19 protein-coding genes are annotated in these 15,850 nt (G+C 65.8%); 5 read left to right on the top strand and 14 right to left on the bottom strand.

Annotated features, from left to right (window positions below; genetic code table 11):
- Positions 1-413 precede the first annotated feature (413 nt).
- Complete coding sequence (locus C7401_RS24250) at positions 414-713, bottom strand: YuaX family protein (RefSeq protein ID WP_112173956.1); 300 nt, start codon at positions 711-713, stop codon at positions 414-416.
- A gap of 192 nt (positions 714-905) precedes the next feature.
- On the opposite strand from C7401_RS24250, the gene C7401_RS45635 reads away from it, so the two are divergent.
- Positions 906-1,157, top strand: coding sequence for a MetQ/NlpA family ABC transporter substrate-binding protein (locus C7401_RS45635; protein WP_258397211.1), 252 nt, complete (start codon positions 906-908; stop codon positions 1,155-1,157).
- An 81-nt stretch (positions 1,158-1,238) separates the two neighbouring features.
- On the opposite strand, the gene C7401_RS24260 is transcribed toward C7401_RS45635, so the two are convergent.
- Positions 1,239-2,057: a MetQ/NlpA family ABC transporter substrate-binding protein gene (locus C7401_RS24260; protein ID WP_112173958.1), complete on the bottom strand. Its 819-nt coding sequence runs from the start codon at positions 2,055-2,057 to the stop codon at positions 1,239-1,241.
- A gap of 56 nt (positions 2,058-2,113) precedes the next feature.
- On the opposite strand from C7401_RS24260, the gene C7401_RS24265 reads away from it, so the two are divergent.
- A complete protein-coding gene (locus C7401_RS24265) occupies positions 2,114-3,319 on the top strand; it encodes a D-isomer specific 2-hydroxyacid dehydrogenase family protein (protein ID WP_220092846.1) in 1,206 nt (401 codons plus the stop codon).
- Positions 3,320-3,360: 41 nt separating this feature from the next.
- On the opposite strand, the gene C7401_RS24270 is transcribed toward C7401_RS24265, so the two are convergent.
- From C7401_RS24270 to C7401_RS24325, 12 genes are all read right to left on the bottom strand, one after another.
- The gene (locus C7401_RS24270; RefSeq protein WP_112173960.1) at positions 3,361-4,062 is read right to left on the bottom strand and encodes a maleate cis-trans isomerase family protein; all 702 of its coding nucleotides are present in this window, start codon (positions 4,060-4,062) and stop codon (positions 3,361-3,363) included.
- 7 nt (positions 4,063-4,069) lie between these two features.
- Positions 4,070-4,774, bottom strand: coding sequence for a hypothetical protein (locus tag C7401_RS24275; protein ID WP_112174039.1), 705 nt, complete (start codon positions 4,772-4,774; stop codon positions 4,070-4,072).
- Positions 4,775-4,838: 64 nt separating this feature from the next.
- The gene (locus C7401_RS24280) at positions 4,839-5,927 is read right to left on the bottom strand and encodes an asparaginase (RefSeq protein WP_112173961.1); all 1,089 of its coding nucleotides are present in this window, start codon (positions 5,925-5,927) and stop codon (positions 4,839-4,841) included.
- A 1-nt stretch (position 5,928) separates the two neighbouring features.
- On the bottom strand, positions 5,929-6,336 hold the full coding sequence (locus tag C7401_RS24285; protein WP_258397212.1) for a non-heme iron oxygenase ferredoxin subunit: 408 nt from the start codon (positions 6,334-6,336) through the stop codon (positions 5,929-5,931).
- Positions 6,333-7,271, bottom strand: a complete 939-nt coding sequence (locus C7401_RS24290) for a dihydroorotate dehydrogenase (protein WP_112173962.1) — start codon at positions 7,269-7,271, stop codon at positions 6,333-6,335. The genes C7401_RS24285 and C7401_RS24290 overlap by 4 nt, the downstream gene beginning before the upstream one ends.
- Positions 7,265-8,149 carry a dihydroorotate dehydrogenase electron transfer subunit gene (locus C7401_RS24295; protein ID WP_112173963.1) on the bottom strand — a complete coding sequence of 295 codons (885 nt, stop codon included), beginning with the start codon at positions 8,147-8,149 and terminating at the stop codon, positions 7,265-7,267. Before C7401_RS24295 ends, C7401_RS24290 begins: the two co-directional genes overlap by 7 nt.
- Positions 8,146-8,811 (bottom strand): nuclear transport factor 2 family protein, encoded by a 666-nt coding sequence (locus C7401_RS24300; protein ID WP_112173964.1) that lies wholly within the window; start codon positions 8,809-8,811, stop codon positions 8,146-8,148. Before C7401_RS24300 ends, C7401_RS24295 begins: the two co-directional genes overlap by 4 nt.
- Positions 8,808-10,172, bottom strand: a complete 1,365-nt coding sequence (locus C7401_RS24305) for an NAD(P)/FAD-dependent oxidoreductase (protein WP_112173965.1) — start codon at positions 10,170-10,172, stop codon at positions 8,808-8,810. The genes C7401_RS24300 and C7401_RS24305 overlap by 4 nt, the downstream gene beginning before the upstream one ends.
- 10 nt (positions 10,173-10,182) lie before the next feature.
- Positions 10,183-10,551 (bottom strand): cupin domain-containing protein, encoded by a 369-nt coding sequence (locus C7401_RS24310; RefSeq protein WP_112173966.1) that lies wholly within the window; start codon positions 10,549-10,551, stop codon positions 10,183-10,185.
- A 21-nt stretch (positions 10,552-10,572) separates the two neighbouring features.
- Positions 10,573-10,977: a cupin domain-containing protein gene (locus C7401_RS24315; RefSeq protein ID WP_112173967.1), complete on the bottom strand. Its 405-nt coding sequence runs from the start codon at positions 10,975-10,977 to the stop codon at positions 10,573-10,575.
- 46 nt (positions 10,978-11,023) lie between these two features.
- Positions 11,024-11,455, bottom strand: coding sequence for a hypothetical protein (locus C7401_RS24320; RefSeq protein WP_258397213.1), 432 nt, complete (start codon positions 11,453-11,455; stop codon positions 11,024-11,026).
- 14 nt (positions 11,456-11,469) lie between these two features.
- Positions 11,470-12,801 carry an aromatic ring-hydroxylating oxygenase subunit alpha gene (locus C7401_RS24325; protein WP_258397214.1) on the bottom strand — a complete coding sequence of 444 codons (1,332 nt, stop codon included), beginning with the start codon at positions 12,799-12,801 and terminating at the stop codon, positions 11,470-11,472.
- Between the two features lie 137 nt (positions 12,802-12,938).
- On the opposite strand from C7401_RS24325, the gene C7401_RS24330 reads away from it, so the two are divergent.
- The 3 genes from C7401_RS24330 to C7401_RS24340 all read left to right on the top strand — a co-directional run bounded on the left by C7401_RS24330 (position 12,939) and on the right by C7401_RS24340 (position 15,741).
- Entirely contained in the window at positions 12,939-13,520 is a 582-nt protein-coding gene (locus C7401_RS24330) for a TetR/AcrR family transcriptional regulator (protein WP_181565670.1), read from the top strand.
- A 75-nt stretch (positions 13,521-13,595) separates the two neighbouring features.
- Positions 13,596-14,186, top strand: a complete 591-nt coding sequence (locus C7401_RS24335) for a TetR/AcrR family transcriptional regulator (protein ID WP_112173970.1) — start codon at positions 13,596-13,598, stop codon at positions 14,184-14,186.
- A 247-nt stretch (positions 14,187-14,433) separates the two neighbouring features.
- Entirely contained in the window at positions 14,434-15,741 is a 1,308-nt protein-coding gene (locus C7401_RS24340) for an MFS transporter (RefSeq protein WP_112173971.1), read from the top strand.
- Positions 15,742-15,850: the final 109 nt, after the last annotated feature.

Genomic DNA, 15,850 nt, shown 5'->3' on the forward strand with positions numbered 1-15,850 from the left:
CTGTTCTGGCCCGGGAATGGATAGCGTGGCATTGGCCTGGTTTGAGTCTGGCGCATCGGTCGGAACAATAGCCGCAACGGCGGCGGACGCGGTGTCGCTCGCAAGCCCTCGCAGCAAAGCCATATTGCGCGCAGTGTAACGCAGCCGAAATTCCGTGCAGAGCGTGTGCGGGTAAGTCTGGGGTCTCGCTGCCCTGCCCGGCGCCGGAGGTTCGCGGCGATTCAGCGGCGCGACCGTGACCCGGCTGGCGATCGGCTGGCGATCGGCTTGCCGCGCCAAAGCGGTTCACGCGGCCCGCCGCGCGCCGTGCCGTCCGCCCGATTCCATCAATCGGGCGTCGCATCCGGTCCGGTGCTTCATGACGCGGCCCACTCGCTCCCCTCTGGCGATGGGTTCAAGTGGGCCTGCCGTGCTCAATGCAGGGTGTGGGCGCAACTGATGGCGTCGTGATCGGCGTCATCGGACGAGGCTTGATCGAGGATCGCGCACCGGAAGTCGTACTTTACGCGCAGGATCGCGGATTCAACACGTGCGTCGCCGCGGTAGCCGCTCAGGCGAGTATTGATCGCCTCCTCGACGGCGAGAATGGCCTGCTCGATGCTTTCAGGATCATCGCTATCGAATCCGACCTCAATCTCGACGCTCTCCAGCAGGTCTAACGCTGCCGAAATATCATCCGAAGCAACGAATAGCGTCTCGGCGTTTTCTCTCATCTTCCCTCCCCGTTGGATCGTTCAGCGTTTTCAGACAGCTGCGAGTTGCACGACTATCGTTGCACATCCGGAGCCAATCTGGCGGGAGATGATGGCGGTTGTTGGGTTCGAAACAACGGAAGGGTTGCGTTACATAGTGAAGCGAATAGAATCGACTGTTCCAGCTTGATCTATTGTCGCGGCGTTCGCCTTTTGGACATCATCGACAACCAAGAGCATCTCCGCTTCAAGGCAGTCGCTGCCACCGTAAATGCGGGCTATGCGATCAAGGCGGCCCTCAATCCCACGAAAAATACGATCCTCGTCGAGAAAGGCTCAAGCGTCTATGCCTGTCTGATCGCCGTGCAAGCGCGGGACGCGAACAAGCCGTGGGGGCAGCAGCGGGTGTCGGCCGACCAATCGTCCGATGCGCTGCACGCCAACTTCAATCCGCGCCTGTCGTGAAGCCGCCGTGTCGGCGCAGCGTCGCGCCGGGAGGCGCTCGAACCGCCGCAGCCGTGACGTGCAGCGCACCGCCCGCTCACGTCATTCCGACGGCTTCGAGAAGCCTGCAAACCGCTCATCAATCACACGCCCGAACTCTGCCGATTTGTAGGCGCTCGCAATGTCTTTCACGTACGGTTTGTTCAGATCGGCCGTGCGCACCGCGACGAGGTTCAGATAGTACGGCGGGATTTTTTCGAGCAACAGCGCATCCGTGAGCTTGAGGCCGGAGGCCAGCGCGAAGTTGCCGTTCACGAAGGCGTAGTCGACGTCGTCCAGAGAGCGCGGCAACTGCGCGGCTTCCAGCGGCACCAGCTTGATCTTGTGCGGATTGGCATCGATATCGCGCTCCGACGATTTCACGGCATCGACACCGGGCTTGAGCGTTACCCAGCCAAGCTGCTGCAACAGGATGATCGCGCGCGCCTGGTTCGTGACGTCGTTCGGCAGGGACACCGTGGCGCCGTCCTTCAGTTCGTCGAGACGCTTGTGCTTGTGACTGTATAGCCCGATGGGCGCGGTTGGCACCTTCACCAGTTCCGACAACGCGAGCTTGTGATCCGCCGAGAACTTCTTCAGATACACCTCGTGCTGGAATGCGTTGGCGTCGAGCGCGCCATCGGCCAGCGCGAGATTCGGCTGAACATAGTCGCTGAATTCGACGATCGTCACCTTGTAGCCTTCTTTCTCCAACTGAGGCTTGATGCCGTAGCGGATCTGATCGGAATAAGGTCCGGCTGTCGCGCCGAAACGGATTTCCTTCTTGTCGGGATCGGCGGCATGCGCGCTCACGCTGAGCGCGATCAATGCCCCAAGAGCGAGGGTGGCCAAGGGCGACCAGGCATGGCGGAAAGCTTTCATCGGGTTCTCCTCTGCGCCGTTGTGCCCGTGGGTCGGGCCCGGCTGCGGTTTATTGGTTGTCGGCATGCGAGCTTAAAAAAAAGTCAGCCCCCGCCAAACCAACAAATCAATCTTTGGTTTCCTCTGGAAGCGAATACGGCTGGCCGCCCATTCAACCGCAGCGTGACGCGCTTCATATGTTTTTCAGCATTCGTTCGTTGTCGAGCGTGCGATCAAACCGTAGCCTCGTGTATCCAGCCGCGACGCGTTTCGCCGCCATCCCATCGAGGCCGCCCATCGCGCACGGCGCTTTACCGACAATCTCAAGTACATCCATGGTCACGATCGCGAGTCAGCTTCCCGAACCCTTCAACGACGCCGTGCGCGCCCTCCTGCCCGATGCGCAGGTGATCGGCATTCCACGCGGTGTGCCGCCGGGATTGCCGGACGATGCATCGATCCTCGTCGCCGCGCCGATCATCGTGAGGGGCGCGACGGCGCCCGAGCATGCCCCTGCCGGCTGGCCGTTCGGACTGCGCTGGGTGCAACTGGGTTCATCCGGAATCGACTTCTATCCGCGCTGGTTCTTCGACGGGCCGCCCGTCACAACGGCGCGCGGCACCGCATCGCAGGCGATCGCGGAATTCGTGCTGGCCGCGATCTTCTCGCACGCGAAACGTCTGCCCGACATCTGGATTCACGATGCGCACGAATGGCAGATGTCGCCGCTCGCGACGGTGGCGGGAAGTACGGTCGGCATCTTCGGTTTCGGTTCGATCGGCGAGGCGGTTGCGCAGAAAGCGACCGCGCTGGGTGCGCGGGTTCTCGCCGTGCGCCGCCGTACGACGAATCAGGCCGCCGTAGCTGGCGTGACCTTTGTGGCGGACATCGGCGAGCTGTTGCAGCAATCCGACCACCTCGTGCTGGCGGCACCCGCTACGGAATCGACGCGCCATATCGTCAACCGGGCCTCGCTCAAGCTCGCGAAGCCAGGGCTTCACCTGATCAATATCGCGCGCGGCTCGCTCATCGACGACGCAGCGCTGCTCGAAGCCCTCGACGAGGGTGTCATCGGCCGCGCCTCGCTGGACGTCACCGAGCCGGAGCCTTTGCCCGCAGGCCATCGCTTTTATACGCACACCCGCGTCCGGCTCTCGCCGCATACGTCGGCGATCGGCCCGCACAATACCCAGGAGCTGGCACGCAAGTTCGCGCGCAATTTCAAGGCCTTTTCCGCAGGCACCGCGCTGGAGGATCTGGTGGATGTTCGCCTGGGGTATTAGCGGCGTGCCATTTGTGACTGCGAGCGTCAGTGGGAGCGGGCTCAGGCCAGCAACGCCCCATAGCCCACAGGCCGCTCACCGATATTCAGTCTTTTCAGGCAATACCAGAGCAATGCGGCATTGCTCGTGATGACCGGACGTCCCACCGTGTCCTCGATCGCCTGGATCACGCCGCTCACGCGGATGCCCGCGCAGCTAATCAGCACGGCGTCGAACTCGCGCGGCAATGCCGTGGCGAGCTCGAGCCACGTTTGCTCGGGCAGTGTGCCCTGCTCGTAGGGGGTTGTGCACGCGCGGCTCGCGTCCACCACCACCTCGAAACCGCGTGCGGCGAGAAACGTCTTTTCCGTCGCCACCACGTGCTCGCCATAGGCGGTCACGAGGCCGAGCCGCTTCACGCCCAGTTCGGCGCAGGCCGCGAGCACGGCTTCGATCGTCGTCACCGCCGCGATCTGCGTCGCCGCCTCCACGCGTGCGTTGATCGCCTCGGGCCCGTTGACGACGCCCGCCGCCGTGCAGTTCGTGGCGATCAGATCCACTTTCGCGTCGGCGAGCAATTGCGCGTGCGTTTCGATGTCGTCGATCAGCGTGCGGTCGGATTCGATCGACGTGTCGCGAAACGGCAGGCGCGTGGTGACGAACTGCACGCCCTCGGGCGCCATCGCCTGAATTTCGAAGTCGCACAATCCGCCCGACGGATAGAGATGGCCGATGCGCGCCAGATGTCCGTATCCTATGCTCACGAATGCCTCACTTGACGAAGTGCATGGTGCGCGCCGCCATCGGATGATGGATGTTGCTGCCCTCGAACGGCGGGAATTGTTCGAAGTCCTGACGCATGGCGTGACGTACCGGCGAGTGCATCGCCTCCGTGATCGCCTGCGCGCTGTCGAACATCAGCTTGTTGCGCTGCATGTAGTGCACGCGCGTCCACGGCATCGCATCGAGCCAGTCGATACGCGTAAAAATCTCGATCTCGCGCACGCCCGGAAAGTCGAACATGATCTGTGGATGATGCGTGAGGTAGTAGTTGATCCACTCGTCGAAGTCGAGCGCATGGCCAGGATAGTGAACCAGAAACTGGCACGGCAACGCGCCTTGCGGCACGCGCGCCTGCGCATCGGCCACGGGAAACGGCCGCCGCAGCATCGCTTGCTGCTCGACGCGGCAACCCGCCAGGCTCGGCAGGCCGGCGCTCGCGAGCGCCTGCAAGTGTCCGCCCGCGGCGATCGGCGCTTCGAGATCGAAGACCGTGTCGTAGTCGAGTTGCATCGCGAAGATCGGCGAGGGGCCGTCCTGCGTGTAGTAGTCGTCCGCCGATTCGGGCGTGTACAGCCGCGCGCGGCGTAATGCCGGCGTGGCTTCGACGATCGCGGCGATACGCGCGAGATCGTCGGCGGCCATGCGCGCCGACGCGTCGGCGTGCACCCAGGTCACGAGATAGGAAAACTGCATGATTCGATTGACCTCCTTGTGTGCCGAAGCGCGGCGGACAAGGCGCGGCGCTTCGGTCATCGTGTCACAACGCCAGCAAGAGCGTCTGGATTCGTTCGCGTTGATGCGCGGCGTCGTGCGCCGTGGCGTCGTGGAGCGTGAGCGCGAGCATCAGGGCGATGCGCAGTTTTTGCGGGCTCAGATCGCCGCCCGCGATCACCCCGTCGCGTGCGAGGAACGCCTGCGGCGGCACCACGCCGCGCGCGGCGCGGCTCGACTGCACGACGACGACGCCCGCCTCCACCGCCTGGCGATACGCGCTCGCCTCGCCCGCCGAGGGACGTCCCGGCACGAGCCCCGCGCTGATCAGTCCCATGCTGCCCGCCGCCACGAAGCTCTCGATGGCGACACCGTCCGCACCCGCATACGACATCACGATATCGACGCGCGGCAGCACAACCGCCGCATCCGCTTCCAGCAGCGCGCGATCGAACCACGGCGTCGCGCCGTCGCCCGTGCCAGGACGGGGCATCGCGCCGCGCCGCCAGGTCACGCGCGCGTCGGCGTCGATGCGTGCGAGCGGACCATAGCCCGGCGACTCGAACGCATGAAGCTCGAAACTGGCCGCCTTCGTCACATCGCGCGCCGCAAACAGCGCGCCGTCCATCGCAACCAGCACGCCATGCGCGGCGCTCGCGGGGTCGCGCGCGGCGGCGATCGCACCGCGCAGATTGGCGAGCACGTCGCTGCCCGCCGTGTTGGCGGGCCGCTGCGCGCCGGTCACGATCACGGGCTGCGCGATATCGAGCACGAGTTGCAGGAACCACGCCGTTTCTTCGAGCGTGGCCGTGCCGTGCGTCACGATAAAGCCCGTGATGGTCGGATCGCGCCGCGCCGTGCTGCGGATCAGGCGCGCGAGCTCGACCCAGTCCGCGGGCCGGATCGCGACGCTGCCGAGGCTGCGAAACGTGACCGGCAGCAGGTCGACGTCGGGCGCGAGTTCACCGAGCGTGGCCAGCAGCGTATCGATCGGATGCACAATACCGCTTTCCGAATACTCGATCCAGTCGAACGGATCGCGCGCGTGCATTGCGAAGGTGCCGCCCGTGCCGATCACCGCGATCCTTGGGCGGTGCGGCGCGCGGGCAATGAATGAAGTGCGATCGTCGGTCATGTCAGCGGCTCAGGCGAACATAGAGATTGCCGTCGTCGATACGCACTTCATGGCAACGCGTATCGCGCGTGATCGGCGACGTCGTGCCCTTGCCGGTGCGCACATCCACGAGTCCCGCGTGCAGCGGGCACTCGATCTCGTGGCCGTCGAGAAAGCCTTCGCTCAAGAGCGCGTTGCCGTGCGTGCAGATATCGTCGAGCGCGTGGATCTCGCCGTCGATGCGAAAGAGGCCCACCTTCACCGAGTCGATCGTGACTCCCAGGCAATCCTTACCGTCGAAGCAGGCCTCGACCGCGCCAACGAGGCGCCATGCGTCGGCAGCCACGGGCGCGGCGCCGCCCGTTTCCACTACGGCGTGCGCGGCGTGCAGCGTGCGCGTGCACGCGGAGGCAATGGGAATGACCTTCACAGCGCATACTCCTTTTGAAGGTTGATGACGTCGTGCTGCTTCATCGCGCCGATCAGATCGGCGATACGCGCAATGCCGCGCCGCTCGCAGAACGCGCGCATGCCCTCGATCACGCGCGGCATCGCGGTGGGCGAAACGAAATTCGCCGTGCCGACCTGAACGGCGGTGCAGCCCGCGAGCATGAACTCGATCGCGTCTTCGGCGGTGCTGATGCCGCCACAGCCGATCACCGGAATCTCGACCGCCTGGGCGCACTGATACGCCATGCGCAGCAGGATCGGTTTGGTCGCCGCGCCCGTGAGGCCGCCCATCACGTTGGCCACGCGCGGCTTGAAGGTTTCGACGTCGATCGCCATGGCGAGAATCGCGTTGCTGCACACCAGCGCGTCCGCGCCGGCCGCCTGCGCCGCGAGCGCCACTTCCACCAGGTTGCCCGCGTTCGGCGTCATCTTGACCCACACCGGAATGTCGGTGCTCGCCTTCATCGCGCTGATCACCTGGAAGGTCGCTTCCGGGTCCATGCCGAACGCCTTGCCGTTCTTCTTCAGGTTCGGGCACGAGACGTTTGCCTCGATCGCCGCGATGCCGCTCGCGCCGATGCGCGCCGCAAGCTCGCCGAATTCATCGGCGGAATTCGCGGAGATGCTGCCGACCACGGGCGGCGTGTAGCGCCGGTAGAACGGCACGGTCGTGTTGACGTAGTAGTCCGCGCCCTTGCTCGGGATGCCGATCGAAAACAGCGTGGCGTCCTTGAATTCGGCGACGCGCGGCGGCGGCACGCCTTCGCGGATATCGGCCGTGATCGTCTTCGTGACGATCGCGCCGAGGCAATTGAGGTCGAACACGCGCGCGTTGCCGTCGGCGAAGGTGCCCGAGGCGGGCATGACCGGATTCGCGAGCGTGAGTGCGCCCACCTTGACGCTCAGATCTACCATGATGTCGTTTCCTGCAAGTCGAAGACGGGACCGTCCCAGCACACGCGCCGGAACGTCAGGCGCCCGGATTGCGCGTGCTCGCGAAACGGCCGCACGCACGCATAGCACGAGCCGATGCCGCAGCCCATGTGCTGCTCGATCGCGGTTTGCCCCGCCACGCCCCATTCCTTGCCGAGCTTTTGCAGCAGCACGAGCAGGCGGTTCGAGCCGCAGGTCGAGAGAAAGTCGAACGGCTTTTGCGTGTGCAGCGTGTCGAGCAGCGCTTCGAGTTGCACGGGGTCGCTGTTGCCGTCGGCGTCGGTCACGATATGCACCGTCGCGCCGGCCGCGCGCAAGCGCTCGGCGGACATCACGAGCGCCGGGCTGCGCGCGCTCAGCACCGCCGTCACGCTCGCCCCGCGCGCGATGGCGTGCGCGGCGAGCGGCGAGAGCGTGGCAAGGCCCACGCCGCGCGCGACCAGCAGCACGTGGCGCGCGTCCTTCGGCGGCGCGAAGCCCTGGCCGAGCGGCCCGAGCGCGTCGAGCGTGTCGCCGGGCTGCAACGTGGCGAGGCCCTGCGTTCCGGCGCCCTGCACCTTGTAGAGAAACTCGACGGTGCCGAGCCGCGGATCGGCGCCGTAGACGCTCATCGGCCGGCGCAGAAACGTCGAGCCCGACGCGCCCGGCGGGCACGCCAGATGGAAAAACTGGCCCGGCTGCGCGTTGGCGGCGCCTGGCGGGGCGGCCACGATCATGTGCCGGTACTCGGCGTTGACGGGCGTGTTCTGCAACACCTCGCACGCATGCTCGGCGATCCCGGCGACGAAATCGCCGCAGCAGCGTGACGCCGGATCGGCGCCGGTATGGGTCGCGCAAGGCGACGAAACGACTTCTGTCATGACTGACTATCCTGGGTTCGCGGGTTGCGCGGGTTGTGCTGCTCGCGGGCGACGCGCAGTGCGTCGAGGTCCGCGAAACTTCTGGCGATCGGCAACGGGCCGTCGGCCAGCGTCATCATCTGGAGCGTGTCGAACTTCATGTAGCTGATGAGCCAGAGGCCGCTCGCGGCGTCGCGCCGGTAGCGCTCGGTCGTCACCGCGCCGAGCCATACCGCGCCCGCCTGCGCGCTCTCGCCCTCGCGCAGCGCCACCTGCATCAGCCGCCACCTCGCCTCGGCTTCGCCGCGCACGGCGTCCACCTGCAAGCTCTCGCTCACGTAGTAATGCATCGCGAAGCGCCACGGCGACGCGAGAAACCAGCGCGCGATCGCTTCGCGGCCCACGAGGTCGCCGCCGAAGCCGTCGCCGCCCGCCCACACGGCGTCGTCGGTAAAGCACTCCGCCTGCTGGCGCGCGATCTCGACGAGCGCACCGGCGTCGATCTTGCGATAGTCGTCGGTGTACTTCGCGTCGGCGAGCGCCCCGTAATGCGCCTTGAGCGCGCGGATCGCCTCGATCGCTTCGAGCCGCGCCACGCGCGCAGCCAGCGCGGCGAGCGTCACGTCGCGCGCCTCGTCCGAGTGGTCGTGCGCGAGCGCGAGTCCCATCGAATTGGCGTTCATGCCGCAAGCTCCCTGAGCGGCGTGCGGGCATCGGCGAGACGCGCGAGATCCACGGGCGCGCCGCTTTCGACGAGCTTTTCGAGGAAGCGCCGCTCGCGGCCCGCATTCACGAGCACGCCCGCCACGACGCGTCCGTCGCGCACGCTGAACGCCGCGCACGGTCCCGCGCCGGGCTCGCCGCGCATGACGACCTCGTCGCGCGGATCGGGCTGGCCCACGACCTGGATGTTGTAGCCGAGCTGGTCGGTCCACATCCAGGGCGTCTCGCGATAAGGCCGCGGCTCGCCGACGATCGACTGCGCGACGGCAAGCGCCTGGTTCTCGGCGTTGCGCCACGTTTCCTGACGCAGCCCCTGCGATGGCGACGCGCCGCCCAGCACGTGCGCGACGTCGCCGACCGCGTACAGCCACGGCGCGCGCGGGCTGCGGCACGTGACGTCGACATCGACGCCCTGGCGGCCCGCGAAGCCGGTGCCGTCGAGAAACGCCGGCGTGCAGTCAACGCCGATCGCGATGAGGATCGTGTCGGCCGCGACGTCGAACGCCGCGCCCGCGCTTGCGGCATCACCGTCCGCGTCGACGTTCGCCTTGCGGCAACGCACGACATAGCGGCCCGGCTGGCCGGCGCCATTCGCCTCGTCACCGGCGGCGATTTCCTCCACCGCCACGCCCAGTTCCACACGCACGCCGCGCGCCCGATGCTCATGCACCAGCCACTCGGACATCGCGGGCGGCAGACAGCGAGCGAGCACGCGCGGCCCCGCTTCGAGCACCGTCACCGGCACGCCCAGTTCACGCGCGGACGACGCGACTTCCATGCCGATCACGCCAGCGCCGATGATCGCGAGCCCCCGGCTCTCGCGCAGGGCGCGGCGCAAGGCGACGCTGTCGTCGATCGTGCGCAGCAGATGCACACCGGGCTGCCGCGCGCCGGGAATCGCGCCGTCGCGCGGCGCGCCGCCCGTGGCCACCACGAGCCGATCGAACGGCAGTTGCGCGCCGCTCGCGAGCGTGAGCACACGTTGCGCCGCGTCGAGCGCGACCGCGCGGTCGTGCAGGCGGTCGATGCGCGCATCGCGCAGCGCCGAGGCTTCCCAGAACGCACCGGGTGCAAGCGTGAGTGTCGATGCAGGTGTCGATGCGGCCGACGCCGCCTCGCTCCACGGCTCCTGCTCGCACGTGAGCCATTCCTTGGAGAGCGCCGGGCGCTCGTAAGGCGGATGACGCTCGTCGCCGACCAGCGTGATGCGGCCGGCGAACCCGAGCGCGCCGAGATGCTGCACGACGCGCCCGCCCGCGTGCCCCGCGCCGACCACGACGACATGCGCGGGGGCGTTATGGGTTGAAGGATCGTGACTCATGCGTCCTCCTTCATGCAGCGGCCGACGACGCGCTTCGCGATTCGGCGCGCAGCCCGGCTCGATAGAGCACGCCCCGCGCAGCGACGCACGCGAAGCGGCGCGGCTCACGCGGCGGAATCAGGATCGCCTCGCCCGCGACGAGACGATAGTGCTCGCCCGCCGCGTCGATATCGAATTCGCCTTCGAGAATCGCGACGACTTCCTCGCCGCGCGCATCGGCGTGGTCTTCGCGCACTTCGCCCGCAGCGAAGACCGAAAATTCCGCGGCCAGCAACTCGCCTTGCGCGCGCGCATCACGCGCATCGTGCGCGGCGCCCCAGCTCCCGGCGGCGGCGAGCGTGGTGATGCCGTCGGCCGCCATGTCAGCGCCAGATTTCATTTGCGCTCCCTCTTTCATCGGTTATCGGTTTGCCAGCGGGTAGTACGGCGTCTCGTCCTGCGCGGCGTATTCCGCGCGCGGCGGCGACACGATATTGAGCCTCATGCTCACGCCCTCGGGGCCGTAGCCGTTCTTGCCGTAGTGGCTCAGACCCGCGGGAATGATCACCGCGTCGCCTTGCGCGAGCGGTCGCTCGACCTCGGACACGCCGGGACGCACCTCGAAGATCGAGCACGTGCCGAGCACCTGAAGCGAGGCTTCCTCGCCATGGTCGTGCGCCTTCGCGGGCAGGTGGGTGCCTTCCTGCTCGACGAACTTGATGACGGCGACGCTCATCGTCTCGCCCATCATCGTTTTCATGTACAGGCCGTTTTCAACGACGGTTTTCAAACCGTGGTCGATACCGAACACGCGGCATTTCGCCATTTCGCAGCTCCTTCAAAAACGGGCCGGACGCGCCGGCCGACAGCGCTCAGGGCAACGGACGCATGACGAAGGACTCGTCGGCGCGAAAACGCGCCGACTCGTATCCGTCGATCACGGCCGGCTGGTTGTAGAACTCGATGGCCGGCGCGATCTCGGCGAGCGAGAGCAGCAGGTACATCAGCGTCATGGCTTCGGGATGCTCGTCGAGCGTCGCCAGCGCGTAGCCGTTCAGGTAGGCCACGACGTCGTCGACCTGCGGCAGGATCGCGTCGCGAAACGCGAGAATCGCCTCCATGCCAACGGCGTGACGCTGCGCGTTGCGCTGTGTTTCGGTTTCGAGCGCCCAGGTCTCAACGAAGGGCGCAAGCGATTCGAAGCCGGCCGGCAGCGCGCGCGCGGCCGGCCCCTTGCGCGCGACGAAATTCACCGTCTGGGCGGGCAGCGCGGCATTCATGTTCGGACTCGTATTCAGACTCATGTTCGGACTCCTGTTCAGGCCGCGACAGCGGATCGGGCGGCCGCTTCGGCGGCGGCGCCTTGCGCGAGCATGCGCTCGACGACGTGAAAAGCGTGGCGCACGAGCAGTTCGTTGTCCTGAAGCACCATCACCTTCTTGGCACCCGTTTCCGCGGCGCGTTGCGTGCGTTCGAGCGTGCTGAAGTCCTCCAGCAGCACGTCGCGCAGTGCGACTTTCATGTATTCGAGGAAGAAGCGCCCGCCCGGTGTCGTCATCTCGGGGTAGTAGACGCGCGCGTCGACCAGCGTCTGGTTGTGCGAGATCGGTCGGAAGTTGTACGCCTGGCAGTAGTTCGGGCGCAGCGAAACATAGAAGTCCGGGAAGATCACGTTCATGTCGAACAGCCAATTCGGGCTTTTCGTCCAGTTCACGCCAGGGGGCAACGCGTCGAGCGGGAACGCATGCTTCGCGCTGCCGATGCCCGCGCGCAGCGCAGCGGCCGCGATCGGGCGCTTCTGCCCCGCGTCGGACAACGCGGCTTGCGCGGCGGCGCCGCCCTCGGTCACGGCCTTCGGGTTGCCGTACACGGACTTCTGGTTGCCCGCGAGCGAGAGACGGCGATGGAACTCGCCGCACAACGCATCGAGCGGCGGCATGCTTTCGTTTTCGGTCTTGTCGATGGCGTCGGCGATCGAATTGCCGTGCACATAGGCGACGTGGTACGCCTCCTGGAACGCGTCGAGCGCGAGCTTCCAGTTGCAGTTCACCACGGTCTGCCAGCCGAAACCCGCGGTCATCTTGTCGAACGGATAGCCTTCGATATCGCCGAACATCGGCTTCATGTAGTCGGCGAGCGACACCGACGGATTCGGGTCCATGTTCACGAAGATGAAGCCCTGCCACACCTCGCACGCCACGCGCGCAAGACCGAACTGCTCGCGGTCGAGCCCGAAAAAGCATTTTTCGTCGGGCACGCCGGTGAGATTGCCGTCGAGGTCGTAGGCCCAGCCGTGGAACTTGCAGAAGAATTTGCGCGTGTTGCCGCACTTGTCATAAACGATCTCGTTCATGCGGTGCGCACACACGTTGTGCATCGCGCGAATCTCGCCCTGCCGGTTGCGCACCACGATGATCGACGTGTCGCACGCGGCCAGATCCTTGACGAAATAGTCGCCGGCCTTCGGGATTTCCTCGACGCGGCCGACGTGCAGCCAGGTCTTCTTGAAGATGTGTTCCTTTTCGCGCTCGTAGTAGTCGGGCGAGATGTACGGCTCGACCGGGATCGTTCCGGAGCCAAGCTCGGGATAGCGGCCGGTCAGCGTGCCTGCCGGTGCGGGGACTTCGGGGGACAACAAGGTCGTGGACACGATGGCATCACCTCAAAAACGAACATCGTTTAATAATGAATGATATTCTGTTTTGGAAAAATTTGTCCGTCAAGGGCTTTTTTATCCATGAGCGAAACGGGGCGCCGGTCCGGCTCCCCGCGACTGGGGGCAACGCAATGAACGGCGACAAACGGGAGCGGATTGCGCAAGCCGCGCTCGAACTCTTTCAGCGGCAGGGCTTCACGGCGACGAAGATGGCACAGATCGCCTCGGCGGCCGGCATGACGGCCGCCAATCTGTACGTCTATTTCGATTCGAAGCTGGCGCTCCTCTATGAGGTGTTCCGGCCGTGGCTGCGCAACCAGTTCGAAGCATTGAGCGTGGAGGTGCGCGCGCAGGCGGGGCCCGAGCAGCGGCTACGCCGGTTGCTCGTCGGACTTTGGCATGACATCCCTGGCGCCGACACGAACTTCGCCAATGCGTTGATCGACGCACTCGCGCAGCGCCGCTCCGGTGCGCAACGCTCGGGGGCGTTCCTGCACGAGATGGAGGTCGCCGTGGGCGCGCTGCTGCGCGAGTGCATCGGCATCGAATCGGGCGCGCGCGTTTCGTGTGCGGACGAAGCGATGCTGTCGCGGCTGATCTGGATGGCGTTCGACGGTTTCGTCATCAACCGGCGTCTTGGCGACGTGCGCGACATCGAGGCCGTCGCGGCGTTGATCGTCGCACTGGTGCTGAACGAAGCCGCGGCTTCGTGATACAGGCGTCGCACGAGCGCTGATTGATAGAATTGGCCGCACCGGGTTACAGCCACTCCAACCGAGAGACCTCAATTGCCGCAAATTAAAAAAGCCGTCAAGCGCGAAGCAATCCTGACGGCCGCCTTCAGCGCCTTCAGCGAAAAGGGGTATTCGGCGACGACGATGACCGAAATTGCCCGCCTCGCGGGCACCACCGTCGCCAATCTCTACGTCTACTTCGACTCCAAGCTCATCATTCTCTACGAGATCTATGAGCCCTGGCTCATCGAGCAACTGCACCGGCTGCGTGCGGAAGTCGCGCTGCTCAACGGGCCGCGCAAGAAAGTCGAACGCATCTTGCAAGGCATCTGGGGCGACATTCCCGCCGCCGACAATGCCTTCGCGAATGCGCTGATCGACGCGCTCGCGAGCGCGCCGGCGGGCCTCGCCAAGCCCAACAGCCTGCTGGTTTCGGTGGAGAATTTCCTCACCCAGTTGCTCAAGGATTCGCTGCCCCCGGAGCGCGGCGCGGCGCTTGGCGGCGAGCTATTCGCGCATGTGATCTGGATGGCTTTCGACGGCTTCGTCATCAATCAGCGCATTGGCGACCATCGTGACATCCAGCGCATCGCCCAACTCACGACCACGCTGCTGCTCGGCGAGGCACCGCCCGAATCCGCCTGAAACGCAGCGCATGCCCTAGGGATTTTCCCGAACCAGGCACAAATCTTTTTTGAAATCTTTGACGCAACCAATATGGAATGACATTCTTTATTCGAGCGCAGACTGAAGCTATGTCCTGCGCCGGGCAGGCAAGCCCCAGGAATGTGGTGCGCGATCGCACCGCATTGCGCGCCGCAAGGTCACGCACGAGGACTGGCACGGCGCTTGCCTGATTCTTTCCGGCAGTTTCGTTCGAATAAGTCACCCCATGGCGGCCATCTCCGAAAGTCCTCACGCTATTGCCCTCGACCCGCCCGCGAGCACCACGCGCCGCGTGCTGGCCCTTTGTTTCCTGACGATCGTCACCGAAGGCTATGACATCGGCGTCATGGGCACGATCGTTCCCTCGATGCTCGCCGATCCGGTCTGGAAGCTCACGCCCATCGAAGTCGGCGCCATGAGCAGCGCGGCGCTGTTCGGCACGCTGTTCGGCTCGTACTTCATCAGCGTGCTCACCGACCTGATTGGCCGCAAACGTCTGCTGATTGCGTGCGTCACGCTGTTTTCGCTGTCGATGCTCGGCGCCGCCGTCGCGCCGACGCCGTTCCTGTTCGGCGTCATGCGCTTCATTGGCGGGCTGGGTCTTGGCGGCGTGATTTCCGCGGCGGCGGCGCTCACAGTCGAATATTCACCGGCAGCCAAACGCAATCTGAATTTCGCCATCATGTATTCCGGCTACGCGATCGGCGCGCTGGTCTCGGCCGTGATCGGCATCGCGTTTCTGGAGTCGCATGGCTGGCGTTTCGTGGTCGCGCTGGGCGCGCTGCCGCTGCTCGGCGTTCCCGCGCTCGTGATGATGCTGCCCGAGTCGCTCGCCTATCTGCTTGCGAGCGGCAAGCGGCGCGAGGCCGACGCGCTCGCCGAACGGCTCGGCCTGTCGATTGCCTCGCTCGATACGGCGCCCGGCGAAGCGCCGGTCAAACCTTCGCTGCGGCTCGTGTTCAGCGAGGTGTTCTCGGGCGGCAATCTCTGGTCGACGCTCTGCCTCTGGGTCGCGCAAGTGGCCGCCGTGCTCGTGATCTACGGTCTGGGCACCTGGCTGCCGCAGCTCATGCGCAAGCTCGGCTACGACCTCGGTTCGAGTCTTTCGTTTCTCGCGGTGTTCATGCTCTCTTCGGCGATCGGCGGCATTCTGATCGGCCGCGTCGGCGACCGGTTAGGACCGCGCAAAACGATCGTCGGCGGCTATGTGATCGGTGCGCTCGCGATCTGCGGATTGACCGTGAAAGGCGGCGTGCTCACCAATTACGCGCTCGTGGCGCTGGCCGGGCTCGGCAGCATCGGCGTGGCCATGGTTCAGCTCGGCTATATCGCGAGTTTCTACCGGCCGTTCGCCCGCGCCAGCGCGACGGGCTGGGCAGTGGGCATTGGGCGGTTCGGCGCCATGGCCGGGCCGATGCTCGGCGCGTGGTTCGCGTCCTCGCATCTCGACGTGCGGCTCAATTTCGTGGCTTTCGCCGCCTCCGGTCTCGTCGCCGCGCTCGCCATCAGCCTGTGCCGTCCCCGCAACGCATAACACGCAGCACCTGACACCCGGTACGGCGCGCACCGCGCGCCCTCCCCGCGCTCGGGCGACATCGCGCCGATCCGCTTCCCCATACCTAAACCCATAACCGCATGCAACC

It is taken from the genome of Paraburkholderia unamae (genome assembly GCF_003268775.1).
Lineage (GTDB): Bacteria > Pseudomonadota > Gammaproteobacteria > Burkholderiales > Burkholderiaceae > Paraburkholderia > Paraburkholderia unamae.